Source organism: Lacimicrobium alkaliphilum (assembly GCF_002591895.1).
GTDB lineage: Bacteria > Pseudomonadota > Gammaproteobacteria > Enterobacterales > Alteromonadaceae > Lacimicrobium > Lacimicrobium alkaliphilum.
The window spans coordinates 142,539-156,005 of sequence record NZ_NISX01000008.1 but is presented as its reverse complement, the minus strand read 5'-3'; the positions used below and the strand labels follow the sequence as shown (position 1 = coordinate 156,005).

The 13,467-nt window shown below is 50.6% G+C and carries 10 protein-coding genes; 6 read left to right on the top strand and 4 right to left on the bottom strand.

What is annotated here, in order from left to right; translation table 11 throughout:
* Positions 1 to 3: 3 nt before the first annotated feature.
* From CDA54_RS09730 to CDA54_RS09715, 4 genes are all read right to left on the bottom strand, one after another.
* Complete coding sequence (locus CDA54_RS09730) at positions 4 to 2,097, bottom strand: TonB-dependent receptor (protein WP_099034844.1); 2,094 nt, start codon at positions 2,095 to 2,097, stop codon at positions 4 to 6.
* A gap of 169 nt (positions 2,098 to 2,266) precedes the next feature.
* On the bottom strand, positions 2,267 to 5,416 hold the full coding sequence (locus CDA54_RS09725) for an efflux RND transporter permease subunit (protein WP_099034807.1): 3,150 nt from the start codon (positions 5,414 to 5,416) through the stop codon (positions 2,267 to 2,269).
* A 9-nt stretch (positions 5,417 to 5,425) separates the two neighbouring features.
* Positions 5,426 to 6,589: an efflux RND transporter periplasmic adaptor subunit gene (locus CDA54_RS09720; RefSeq protein ID WP_099034806.1), complete on the bottom strand. Its 1,164-nt coding sequence runs from the start codon at positions 6,587 to 6,589 to the stop codon at positions 5,426 to 5,428.
* 324 nt (positions 6,590 to 6,913) lie between these two features.
* Entirely contained in the window at positions 6,914 to 7,582 is a 669-nt protein-coding gene (locus tag CDA54_RS09715; RefSeq protein ID WP_099034805.1) for an alpha/beta hydrolase, read from the bottom strand.
* A gap of 150 nt (positions 7,583 to 7,732) precedes the next feature.
* On the opposite strand from CDA54_RS09715, the gene gmk reads away from it, so the two are divergent.
* The 6 genes from gmk to CDA54_RS09685 all read left to right on the top strand — a co-directional run bounded on the left by gmk (position 7,733) and on the right by CDA54_RS09685 (position 13,461).
* Positions 7,733 to 8,353 carry a guanylate kinase gene (gene gmk / locus CDA54_RS09710; RefSeq protein WP_099034804.1) on the top strand — a complete coding sequence of 207 codons (621 nt, stop codon included), beginning with the start codon at positions 7,733 to 7,735 and terminating at the stop codon, positions 8,351 to 8,353.
* 778 nt (positions 8,354 to 9,131) lie between these two features.
* Positions 9,132 to 9,407: a DNA-directed RNA polymerase subunit omega gene (rpoZ, locus tag CDA54_RS09705; RefSeq protein ID WP_099034843.1), complete on the top strand. Its 276-nt coding sequence runs from the start codon at positions 9,132 to 9,134 to the stop codon at positions 9,405 to 9,407.
* Between the two features lie 114 nt (positions 9,408 to 9,521).
* A complete protein-coding gene (gene spoT / locus CDA54_RS09700) occupies positions 9,522 to 11,645 on the top strand; it encodes a bifunctional GTP diphosphokinase/guanosine-3',5'-bis pyrophosphate 3'-pyrophosphohydrolase (RefSeq protein WP_099034803.1) in 2,124 nt (707 codons plus the stop codon).
* Between the two features lie 10 nt (positions 11,646 to 11,655).
* The gene (locus tag CDA54_RS09695; RefSeq protein ID WP_099034802.1) at positions 11,656 to 12,042 is read left to right on the top strand and encodes a RidA family protein; all 387 of its coding nucleotides are present in this window, start codon (positions 11,656 to 11,658) and stop codon (positions 12,040 to 12,042) included.
* Between the two features lie 12 nt (positions 12,043 to 12,054).
* Complete coding sequence (gene trmH / locus CDA54_RS09690) at positions 12,055 to 12,765, top strand: tRNA (guanosine(18)-2'-O)-methyltransferase TrmH (RefSeq protein WP_099034801.1); 711 nt, start codon at positions 12,055 to 12,057, stop codon at positions 12,763 to 12,765.
* Positions 12,766 to 12,819: 54 nt separating this feature from the next.
* Positions 12,820 to 13,461, top strand: coding sequence for a peroxiredoxin-like family protein (locus CDA54_RS09685; RefSeq protein ID WP_099034800.1), 642 nt, complete (start codon positions 12,820 to 12,822; stop codon positions 13,459 to 13,461).
* Positions 13,462 to 13,467: the final 6 nt, after the last annotated feature.

Genomic DNA, 13,467 nt, shown 5'->3' with positions numbered 1-13,467 from the left:
CGATCACCATCCGTACTGCCAGCTTAAGGTAACAGTGCGGCCGCGGCCGGTGAAGTTGCGGTTATCGCCGCCGACACTTTGTGCATAGTAGGTAAAATAATACTCATCCAACAGATTTTCCACGCCAAGAGTAAAAGTTCCGGACGCCAGGGTATCCAGTGTCGCGGTAGCGTTAATGGTGTGGTAGCCGTCGAAATCATTAATGCTGTTATCCTCACCGGCATCACGGTCAAACAATTTGCTCCACTGCACACGTGTCAGCAACATATCTGTCCAGCTTTGCTGCCAGGTCAGATTCAGACGGCGCGGGGCGATATTGCGGCCAGACAAGTCCTGATCGACCCGTTGGTCACCATCGCTGTCAAACTCGCCGTTAGTATCGGCATAACTGGCGGACAAACGGGTATTGGCTGACAGCATGTAACTGGCGTTAAGTTCAATACCGTCAATTTCCGTGCGTTCACGTTTCACAGTGTAAATACCATCGGCATCAGCCTGAAGACGTGCGCCCAAATCTGAATCTGAGGTGAAATAACTGGCGCTGAAAGACAAAACATCGCCGCTGTATTCCACCCCGGCTTCCTGGTTGTCTGCGATAACCGGCTGCAGATCCAGAAAGCTGGAAACATTAAGATTCGGCTCGCTGATACCACGTAAAACCCTGCCCACATCCGGCATGCTGAAGCCTTCTGAGTAGCTGGCATAGACCCGCCAGTTATCGTTCAGCTGGTAGACCGCACCGAGGTTATGCAGTAATTCGTTAAACGAGGGTTCACCACCTTTTACAAAGGTACTGTTGTACGACGCCAGGGTGGTGAAATCGTCAACCCTTAGCTTGCCATATTCATAGCGTACACCGGCACTGAGGTTTAGGTTGCCAAACTGATAGCGGGCCTGAATATAGGGCGCCCAGTTTACAAACTCTGTATCAGGGACCCACTTACGGCCGGTTTGTGCCAGTTCCTGAAAGGTGGTGTCATTTAAATAATCGAGACCGGCAGTGATGCCCAGGGGGCTTTCCGCCACATCCTGCCAGTTCATGGTGATACGAGATCCGTACTTGCGAGAATCGTTACGAGACTGGTCAAACAGGTTGTCACCGAAGTCCGGATCCTGAAAGGTGCCATAGCGACCACCACCGTATAGAGCAGAGAAATCCTGAAAGAACAGCTGCCAGTCCAGTTTGCCGGAAAACAATGAATCGTGGTGATAGGTGAGGCTGGAGGTGGTCACTTCATTTTCAGGGCTGTCGCCTTCAACCAGGCCTTCAATCGAAACCGCCGGAATACCGGCTTCGCGATCACCATCAAGGGTGCCATAGCTACCGTTACCAGCCATATCGAAGCGGTTGATCATAAACTCTAATGACTGTTCATCATCAATGGTAAAACCAAGCCTGGCGAACAGGTCATAGCTGGTGGAGTCCATGGTGTCGCCCTGCACTCCATCCAGGCCAATGAGCTGACCTTTTCCATCAACATACATGCCGGTCTCTTTAACCTGGACACCCAGCACGGTTTGCCATCTTCCGCTACTCTGTCTGAACAGATAACCGGTCTGATAAGTCACGCTGTCTGACAACTCATCAGGTGATGCCGTGATACCCGCATTCACTTCGTGAGTCGGTCCGTCTTCTGCTGACTTGGTGACAATATTGATGATGCCGCCACTGGCACCCATTCCCTGTATGGCACTGGCACCATGAATCACTTCTACGCGCTCAATCATAAAGGGGTCAATGGTATAGGCGGCACGAGAACCATTACGCAACGGATTGGATTGCGGAATGCCATCGATCAGGTAAAGAGGGTTGCGGCCACGCAGGGTTTCACCGGAGCTGGTGAGTTTCTGACGCGAAGGAGAAAATGCCGGGATCATATTTCCAAGAATATCGGACAGCGACTGCGCGACATTAAGTTGCGAGCGGATTTCTTCGCCTGTGATCACCGAAACAGTGGCGGGAATAGCACTTTGTGGTACAGAAGTACGGGTTGCGGTGACCTCAATCACATCATCAACCCCGGAGCTGGCCATAACAGGCAAAGAAAGTACTGACAGCGCAGTTAGCAAAGCAATTGAAACAGGTGTTTTGTGCATGGTGAATTCGTGTTGCTGTAAATTATGGTCGAGAATGATAATGGTTATCAATAACAAGTTCAACAAAGGAAATACAACATAGATCTGCAAGTGGTTATTGGTACTGCCTGGTATGGGAAGACATAAAAAAGGGCCCTGATGGGCCCTTTGACGTGATTAGAAAAATTACTCAGCTATCGGTTTGCGGTTCACTGCCAATGGCTGGCTGAGACTTGTTACCGGTTATCTTGCGCTTAATCCAGCTGAATGGCCTGCGCAGATCGCCGAGAATCAGATACAGGCAGGGTACCAGAATCAGCGTCACCACTGTGGCGTAAAGTACTGCAAAGCCCAGTGCCACCGCCATGGGGATCACAAACCTGGCCTGCAGGCTGGTCTCAAACATAATTGGCAATACGCCCACAAAAGTAGTGATCGACGTCAGGGTAATGGCCCGGAAACGGGCGCAGCCCGCTTCTACCACCGCATCTTTAATGCGAATGCCCTCCGCCCGGCGCTGATTGATAAAGTCTGTCATCACCAGGCTATCGTTAATCACCACCCCGGCGGCGGCAATCAGCCCGAACGTGGACATCATGCTCATATCCAGGCCAAAGAAGAAATGGCCCCAGATGGCGCCGGTCATGGCAAAAGGGATCACCGACATTATGATAATCGGCTGCCCATAGCTTTTCAGCGGCACGGCCAGCAGGATATAGACGATGATCATACCGGCAATAAAGAACATCATCTGTTCGTTCTGTTGCGCCTGCTGCTCGGCAATATCACCGCCCAGCTCGGTCATCACAGAAGGAAACTCAGATTTGAGATCCGGCAACAGTTTCTCTTTGATGTTCTTGACGGCGGCACCGGGTTCGACCCTGTCCTGATCGATGGCACCCCACACATACACGCTGCGATAGCCTCCTTCACGGCGGATATAACTGATGCCGGGCTGCTCACTTAAGGTCACCACGTCACCGAGCATCACTTCCTGGCCATCAGGGGTCGTGATAATCGCATGTTTGAGTTCGGCAAAACGCTCGCGGGTCAGGCGCGGATAACGCACCATCACCCGCACTTCTTCGGTGTCACGGATAACCCGTTGGGCCTGAGTTCCATAGAAGCTGTTACCCACCTGACTGGCAATAGTGGCCAGATTCAGACCGAGATCATAGGCTACCGGCAGCAATTGGATTTGCACTTCTTTACTGGCCGGATCGATGGTGGAACTGACGTCAAATAGCCCTTCCTGCTCCTGCAGCATGGCGATAAAACGCCTTCCCGCTGTATTGAGGGTTTTCAGATCGGAACCAAACAGCAGGTAGCCAAAGTCGCCGTCATTACCACCACCGTTAACATCATCCTGAATGCTGAACGACTTCATACCCGGGATTTCAGGTATTTTCTCCCGCCAGCGCCGAGACAGCTCAAATGTATTAAACGGGCGATCTTCTTCTTCAATCAGTGGTACCACCAGCCTGGCTTCGGTACGGCCCTGATTAAAGGCCAGCATATCCCGTACCATGCCGATACCGTATTCGGCTACGGTTTCCTTCTCTACATCCTGAATCGCCTGCTCTATGGTCATCAGCGCATCAATGGTGGTTTGATCTGAGACGGTTTCATTCATTTCGATGCGAATACTGGGGAAGTCATGGGGCACTTTTGGGGTCGGCACGGTACGCACATGACCGGCGCTAATCAGCCCCACGCTGATGAGCAGAATGGCGATAAAGGTACACAACACCAGCCAGCGCAATTCGGTACAGCGGCTGACAAAGTTTTTATAAGGGCCGTTAACAAAACCGAAGAAGCGCCTGTTGAAGCGCGAGCGCCAACTGGTTTCTTTTACCGGTTTGAAATTGGTATGGGCAATATGCGCCGGCAGGATCAGCTTGGATTCAATCAGACTGAAGACCAGACAAAAGATAACCACCATGGCGATAATATAGAAGAACGTGCCCTCAGGCCCAGAGCTGAAGGTAAAAGGCGCAAAAACGGCTATGGTGGTCAGTACCCCGAAGGTAGCCGGGGTGGCCACCCGTTTGGCGCCGCGCACGGCGCTTTCCACACCGCCTCCATATTTTTCTATCTCCGTATAGGAACTCTCGCCAATAACAATGGCGTCGTCCACCACTATCCCCAGCACCATAATAAATGCGAACAGGGAAAGGATATTAATGCTGATGCCGAAAACAGGCATCATCATTACCGCACCCAGGAAACACACTGGCAACCCTACCATAACCCAGAATGCCAGACGGAAGCGCAGGAATATGGTCAGCATCAGGGCTACCAGAATCGAACCCTGGAACAGGTTCTTCAGCATCATATCCAGGCGGGCATTGAGGTAGTAGGTCATATCCACCAGTACTTTCATCTCTACGCCCGGCGGCAGGCTTTTATTGCGGTGCTCAATAAAGCTTTTCACCGAATCGGCCACCGGTATCATATTCTGATCCTTGGTGGCCTGCACAGCCATAAAAATGGCATTCGTGCCCGAATACTTGAAGTAGCGTTCACCCTCGACAAATCCATCTTCTATGGTGGCCACATCCTGTAACAATACCCGGGCACCGCTGGGACCGATCTTGATCGGGATCTGGCGGAACTCCTCACCGTTGTAATACTGATTCTCTACCCGCACCGAGATAATCCCGGAGTCAGTGCGTAGTTGGCCGGCCGACATGTTCGCCGAATAGCGGCGTATAGCCTGCGACACCTCGCTGAGGGTCAGATTATATTTGCGCAGCATCTCCGGTTTGATTTCAATGGCAATTTCATCATCCGGTGCATCCATATTGACCAGGGAAATATTACCCAGTTGCAGCAGTTCCCGTTCCATCTGCCGTGCCAGAACTTTGAGATCGGTGAGGGGCAAATCGCCCACCACCGCCATCTCTATTACGCTTTGCCTGAATTCGGCCTGAGCGATAGTCACCGGCTCCATATCCGCAGGGAAGGTAGCTATGCTGTCGACCCGGGATTTAACTTTGTCCATGACCTCGGACAATTCGGCGTCAGTTTTGATCTCAAGGGACACCCGCCCTGCGTTTCTGAAGGCACGGGAAACGGTTTTCTTGATTTCAGTAACATCTTTAAGGGCTTCTTCGATCTTTATCAGAATTCCTTCTTCAATTTCCTGCGGTGAGGCCCCCCGGTAAGTGGCATTGATATTGATATAGTTAATCTCAACATTCGGAAACATTTGTCTCTGAATCGTGAAATAACTGACAATTCCCATTACGATGATGAAGATCATCAACAGGTTAGCGGCCACCGGGTTATTGGCAAAAAACGCGATAAGCCCGGTTTGTTTTTGTTCCTGAGCAGTCATGGAACCTCCTTATTCGGCTTCAGCGTTCTGGGCGACCAGTTTTGGGTCATCTTTGGCCAGTTTTACTTTCATCCCTTTTTGCGGGTATTCAGGCACTGTGGTCAGTACTCTGTCACCTTCGCTAAGACCATCGTTAATCAGGAAGTATTTACCCTCTTCGCGGAGCACGTCCACTTTAACGGGTTGTAACTGCATGTCTTTATCTACCAACCATACGGTACGGTTGGTGACCAGATCCTGAGGCAGGCGAAACACCTGTTGCAGCGTCTGACCGGCCAGGCTGACTTCAACATAACTGCCGAATTTGAATACAGGGGCCTGGCTATGCAGGCTGTAAGGGTCCTGAATGCGGGCGATCAACTGGCTCATTCGGGTGCTTTTTTCCACTACGCCGAGGTCGCGGTCAATAACGCCCTGTCGGGAAAACGTATTGATCCCGCGACTGGTGACAGTGACCTGGGTTCCGGCCAGCGGTGTGGGTAAAAAAGTGCTGTCGAAACCTGCTATGGGCAGAGTGATCTCGGCAGTTTCAATGTTGTACAGCTCGGCCACCTGGGCGCCCTGGCTAACAAACTGTCCCAGGCCGATGTCGCGACTGATAACCAGTGCATCATAGGGTGCTTTTACCTGACAGTAGGCTAAATCCCGTTTGGCTAATTTTAGTTTAGCTTCGGCCGATTTCACCGCGGCCTCAGCGCTCAACAACTGAGGCTTACGCAGATAGAGATCGGTTACCTGGCTGTCAGCCATAGATTTGGCTTCCTGCGCTGCAACCCGCGCTCTGGCCTGTTCTTCTATAAGCTGTGCCTGAGCCTGATTTAACTCGGCTTCAGCCTGTAATAACGCGGCTTCGTAACGCTGTTTATCGATACTGAACAGGGTAGTACCGCGGGGAACAACGCCTCCGGCGACAAAATCCTGGTGCCAGTCCACCACCTCACCGGATACCTGTGCAGAGAGCTGAGTCATCTCAAGCGGGCGCACTTCGCCGAAGCTGGTAATCATGACCTGATAATCTTCAGCGCTGGCTTCATCGATACTCACCGTAGGGCGTGTATCTGTATCTTCTTTTTCTTCTTGTTGCTGGGCGGTGGCATTGATCAAAGACATCCCTGCCACGCCAAGGGCGAGAACCACAATCGGCAGTGCGATCTTTATCCATAATTTGTTCATTTGTATATGCATCTAAGTTGTATAATTGCAGGTCTTTATCATACCCAAGCTGAGCGGATAAAGCGTTAGGCATTTGTAAAAATATGTGAGTGTAACGTTAATCGGCTAATCACATGTCGCTTAATAATTGCTCAGGGCATTTTTGAGCATAAATCTCCCCCTCTTGCGCCATCCGGAGCAAGCACTACAGCTTACTCCTGATGGCCAGGAAGCTTGATATAAAAGTTTAGCCACACATGAGTGTTAAATAAAAACATATCTGTGTGTACCGCAGAAACAGTCCTTTCATTCCACAGGCACCGCACGGATGTGTTGCAGAATATTTCAGCCCAGGCGTTTTTGCAGCCACTGAGACACTTCCTGAATCTCTTCCATACAGACATTATGTTGCATGGGGTAGTCCCGCCACTGAACCGGATATTCCAGTGCCTGAATCCGTTCAAAAGCAGCCTTGCCCAGAGCGCAGGGGATCACTTCATCATAGAGCCCGTGGGCGATCAGAATATCGGTATTCTGATTAGCGCTGTGGCGCTGCTCTTCGAGCAGCTCTGGTTGACTCAGATACGTCGACAGAGCAAGGATGCCACCCAGTTTCTGCTCAAAGCGCAGTCCCAGCTGATAGGCGATGACTCCACCCTGAGAAAAGCCAGCCAGAATAATACGCTCAGAGGGCATCCCTTTTTCAATCTCTTCTTCGATCAGCGCTTTGACGAGTGCCGCAGAGGCCATAACTCCCTCGCTGTCCGCGCGGTTTTCAAAATCCAGTGATTTGATGTCATACCATGCCCGCATTTCCATGCCGTTATTGATCGTAACGGGACGCACGGGTGCATGGGGAAACAAAAATCTCACCGATAAGCTGGAAGGGAGTTTTAGTTCAGGGACAATAGGCGCGAAGCCATTACCTGAATCACCTAGACCATGTAACCAAACCACCAGGGCGTCAGGTTTATTACCGTGAAGTACTTCCACAAAGGGTAATGCTGAATTCATTCAGAGTCCTTGTTGTATCAAAATCGTCTTAAAATATCGGTCAACGCTATATAAGCTACTCTAAAGACTTATTCACTGCTGTCCAAGTGCCGGGCACAAACATCTTGTGATAAGATTGCGTTTTTTGCATTCTGACGAGTTTATTGCAATATGGCCACCGGCAATCTGTTTATTCTCGCTGCCCCTTCTGGTGCAGGTAAGTCCAGTCTTATCAAAGCCCTGCTGGAGCGTTACCAGGATGGCTCCATGCAAGTGTCTGTTTCTCATACTACCCGCAGTCCAAGGCCAGGTGAACAGCAGGATGTTGATTATCATTTTGTTGACGAGTCGCAGTTCAGACAAATGATCGTCGAAGAAGCCTTTTTCGAATGGGCGGAGGTGTTCGGAAAGTATTATGGCACCTCTAAGCAGGCCATTGCCGATACGCTAGAGCAGGGCAAAGACGTGTTTCTGGATATTGACTGGCAGGGCGCACGGCAGGTTAAGGCGTTGATGCCAGACACCGCGACTATTTTCATTGCCCCGCCTTCGCGGGACGAGCTGTTGCGCCGCTTAAAACATCGCAATACCGATTCAGACGAGGTAATTGCGCAGCGTATGGCGCAAGCCAAAGAAGAAATTTCTCATTTTCAGGAATTTGATTATGTGGTGGTGAATGACGACTTCGGACAGGCGCTTAAAGAAATCGAAGCCATTGTATTGTGCCAGCGCCTGACTCAAACCAAACAAGCCCGCCGCCATGAAAAGCTTTTCACCGAGCTGTTGAAGTAGCAGCGCCCCTTTGCACGAAAAGAAGATTTCACCATAGAGACACAGAGGGCACAGAGAAGTGAAGGGAATTAATCATTAACCCCTCTGTGTTCTCTGCCTGCCCAGCACCTTTGATTGACAGATGCTACCGGATGGCACATTGATAAAGCAAAGGCTGCTGGGTGACTCCGTGGTTAACTTAGCCTTTCTCAAAGGTCGCTGGGCCTGTCCAGCACCTTTGATGACTGATTGTAGAGGCGGTGCATTAAGATATTCAAAGGCTGCTGGATGCCTCCGTGGTTTATAATGCTTTTCTCGCAGAGGCGCAGGGCCGCAGTGGGATAAGGACTCAGGGCCATTGATTCTTTGCGCCTCGCTTAGCTGCATCCGGACTACAAGATCATGCGCTGTTCGTGGGTTTAGTGTTTTTGTTGGTTGAAGGCTTTTTTCGCACTAACCACTGGAAAAGAATGATTTACCACAGAGACACAGAGGGCACGGAGAAGTAAAAATGATTAAACCGTTCTACCTCTGTGTTCTCCGTGCCTCTGTGGTTAATTTTGCCTTTCTCAAAGGTCGCTGGGCCTGTCCAGCACCTTTGATGACTGATTGTAGAGGTGGCGCATTAAGATATTCAAAGGCTGCTGGATGCCCGATAACAACATTCGGGCATGACAAGGGCTACTCTGAAAACGGATGGCGGACAACTGAAAGCTTTCCTCCGCAAAAGCATATTTCTTTTACCGTGGAAAAACTGTACACTATCCGGCCTTTTTCCATATCGCTCACGGAGTTTCAGATGGCCCGCGTAACAGTTGAAGATGCAGTAAATAAGATTGGTAACCGTTTTGATCTGGTACTGGTTGCCGCACGCCGTGCCCGCCAGCTTGCCATTGAAGGGCGTGATGCCAAGGTTGAATGGGAAAATGACAAGGCCACAGTGGTTGCCCTGCGTGAAATCGAACGCGGTCTGGTAACAGCACAGAGCATGGATGCCGATGAAATGCGTACTCAGCAGGAACAGGATCAGGAAGAGTTTTCTTCTGTGGCGAACATCCTTTCCGGCCAGGAATAAGTTTATTGCTGTGGGCCGTGAGATATCGGCCCGCCAGTTTTAAACTGGCTATTTCTATTCAGTCCGATTCTTCGTATTCTACTCCCCTGATTTATCCAATTTAATGATCCCGACGTGTATCTTTTCGAAGGCCTGAAACAAAAAGTCAGCGACTATCTTCCTGTGGAACAGGTCGAAGATGTTAAGCGCGCGTTTGTGCTGGCAAGAGATGCGCACGATGGTCAGATGCGCTCAAGTGGTGACCCTTATATTACCCATCCGGTGGCAGTGGCTGGCATTCTTGCCGATATGCATCTGGATTATGAGACCCTGATGTCAGCGTTACTGCATGACACCATTGAGGATACCCCGGTTTCCAAAGAGCAATTGATCGAGGCTTTTGGGCCGTCGGTGGCGGATCTGGTGGAAGGCGTCAGCAAACTGGATAAGATCCAGTTTCGCAGTAAAAAAGAAGCTCAGGCAGAGAACTTCCGCAAGATGATGATGGCCATGACCCAGGACATTCGGGTGATCCTGATAAAACTGGCCGACCGCACCCATAATATGCGCACTCTTGAAGCGCTCAGACCCGACAAGCGCCGCCGTATTGCCCGGGAAACCCTCGAGATCTATGCGCCTATAGCTCACCGGCTGGGCATTCATGATATCAAGAATGAGCTTGAAGACCTCGGTTTTCAGGCCATGTACCCGATGCGTTACCGGGCGTTGGGCACAGCCGTACGTCAGGCCCGCGGAAACCGTAAGGAAATCATCGAGAATACCCGCCAGGAAATCGAAATGCGTCTCCAAGAGAGTGTCATTGACGCTCAGGTACTGGGGCGCGAAAAGCACTTGTATTCCATTTATCGCAAGATGAAGAATAAAGAGCTTCTGTTCAATGAGGTGATGGATATCTACGCCTTTCGTCTGATCGTCGAAGGGGTGGACAGTTGCTATCGTGCACTGGGGGCTATGCATGGGTTGTATAAACCCATCGAAGGGCGGTTTAAGGATTATATTGCTATTCCCCGCACTAACGGTTATCAGTCTCTGCATACATCGTTAGTGGGCCCTCATGGTATTCCGGTGGAAATCCAGATTCGTACCATGGAAATGGAACAAATGGCTGACAAAGGCGTAGCGGCCCACTGGATGTATAAAGAACCCGGAGAAACCCGGGGTACCACCGCACAGGTGCGAGCCCGTAAATGGATGCAGTCGTTGCTGGAACTGCAACACAGCGCCAGTTCGTCGGTGGAATTTATTGAAAACGTTAAAACCGATCTGTTCCCCGAGGAAATCTATGTGTTTACCCCTGACGGGCGCATTATCGAGTTGCCGATGGGTGCCACTGCGGTGGATTTTGCCTATGCAGTGCATTCAGATATCGGTAATTCCTGTGTCGGGGTCAGGGTCGATCGTCGCAATTATTCGCTCAACCGGCCATTGCAAAATGGTCAGTCGGTGGAAATTATTACCTCCCCCAGGGCTAAACCCAACGCCAGCTGGCTGAATTTTGTCGTCAGTGCCAAGGCCCGGTCCTATATCCGCCAGTACCTCAAAAAACAGCGTTCCGAAGAAGCGATCAATATGGGTAACAGACTGCTGCGCCATGCCCTGGGTACCACCAAGCTGGAAGATATTACCGAAGCGGATATCGATCGGGTGGTGAAAGAAACCAAACATGAAAACTTTTATGCCCTGTTGGCAGACATAGGTCTGGGTAATGAGCTCAGTGCCATCGTCGCACGACGTCTGCTGGGAAATCAGGAGCCAAAAATTGTCGATGACAGCCACGCCAGGGTCGCCATCAAGGGTACAGAAGGGTTGCTGGTCAGTTATGGTCGTTGTTGCCATCCCATCCCCGGAGATATTATCATCGCCATTCTCAGTCCGGGCAAAGGCATGGTGATCCACCAGAACGGATGCCGTAATATTCGTAAGCTCGCCAAGGAAGAACCACACAGAGTACTGCCGATGAACTGGGAGAGTAACGTACAGGGTGAGTTTAAAGCCTCTGTGCGGGTAGAACTGATCAACCATCAGGGCACATTGGCCAAGCTCACTAATGCGATTGCCGCTGCTGATTCTGATATCATCAGTCTGCAGACTGAAGAAAAAGAGAGCAATATTTACTACATAGATTTGGAAATTACGACGACCAATCGCGTACATCTGGCTAACGTTATGCGCAAAATCCGTGCGATGCCAGAGGTACAAAAAGTTTCTCGTCACAGTCAATCGAAACAAAATTCCTGAGGAAAGAGTTATGTCTAAGTCCGTTATTCATACTGACAGGGCCCCTGCGGCTATTGGCCCATACAGTCAGGCCGTTAAATCCGGTACCACAATCTATTTGTCCGGTCAGATACCCCTGGTTCCAGAGAGTATGGAGATGGTTTCTGAGGATTTTGCCGAGCAGGCCAGACAGGTTTTTGAAAATGTTAAGGCAGTATGTGAGGCGGCCGGCGGCAGCCCCAATGATCTGACCAAAGTGAATATATACCTTACCGACCTGAGTAATTTTGCTGCAGTCAATGAAATGATGAAGCAATATTTTAAGCAACCTTATCCGGCCCGCGCGGCCATTGGTGTTAAAGAACTGCCCAAGGGCGCGCAGATAGAAATCGACGGCATTATGGAGCTGCCTGAATAACCTGCCGTAGCCATGACGCCTGAGCGTTATCAACGTATCCGTAAGATGCTGGCCCTGCGCCAGCCGGATCTGGCGGTATGTCTGGAAAAAGTACATAAACCCCATAATCTGGCTGCGATCATGCGTAACTGTGATGCGGTTGGCGCGCATAATTTGCATGTCATCTGGAATACCCGCCATCAGATCCGCAGCGGAACCTCAGTAGGTAGTCAAAACTGGCTGAAATTGCATACCCATGCCGATACCAGCAGTGCCATCGATGCCTTCAATGAGCAGAACATGCAGATTCTGGTGACCCACTTATCGGATAAATCGGTGGATTTCCGCGATATCGATTACTGTCGTCCCACCGCCATTCTGTTCGGCCAGGAAAAATACGGGGCCACGGATCAGGCCCTGGAAGCAGCCCATCAGCACATCGTTATTCCTATGCAGGGCATGGTGCAGTCGTTAAATGTATCGGTAGCGGGCGCATTGGTGCTGTACGAAGCCCAGCGTCAACGCCAGCAGGCCGGATTATACGAGAAACCACGATTGGATGAGGCTGAGTGCCAGAGAATTCTGTTCGAAGGGGGCTATCCCCGCCTTAAAACACTGTGTCGGGTCAAAGGTCTGGAATACCCCGAGGTGGATGAGCAGGGTCAGATAAGGGCATCTCAGAGTTGGTGGCAGCGCATGCGGGAGCACAAGGGAAAGCGCACCAGTAACCTGAAAGTTATTTGAGTCCGGGCAGGTCTATTGGAAGCTTAATTCAGTTTTCCCCAACCAGGAGATTTTATGTCTATACGCTCTGCCTTATTGGTTCTTATCGCCAGCGCTGCTTTTTTTAGCGGCCCATCACTGGCGTTGGATCGCACGTTGATTGCTGACAGTGCTGAACAGGTCACGCCACTGTTGAATGGCCAGAAAATTCCGGACGTGAGTGTAAAACGAACTGATGGCAGCGCTGTTAATTTGCGCAAGCTGGTGCAGGAAAAGCCCGCTGTTATACTGTTTTATCGCGGTGGCTGGTGTCCCTATTGCAATGCGCAGTTAGCCGATTTTCGGGCAGTAGAGCAAAAAATCAGTGATCTTGGCTATCAGATCCTGACAATTTCCACCGATTCCGTGGCCCGATTACAATCCCAGAAATTTGATACCGACTATAAAGCCCAGGTGCTCTCAGACCACGACCTTAACGCCACCCGTGGCTTTGGTATTGGCTTCTTCCTCGATAAAGACACCGCCAAAAAATACCGCGGGGCTATGGGAAATGTGTTTGCCAGCCTGCCCGGCGACGATCGCATCGTATTACCGGCACCGGCAGTGTATATTGCCGATCAGAGCGGCCTGATCCATTTCCAGTATGTGAACCCGGATTACAAGGTACGTGTTGATCCCGAGTTGGTGTATCATGCTGCCAAACTGGCTTTAAAATAATCATGG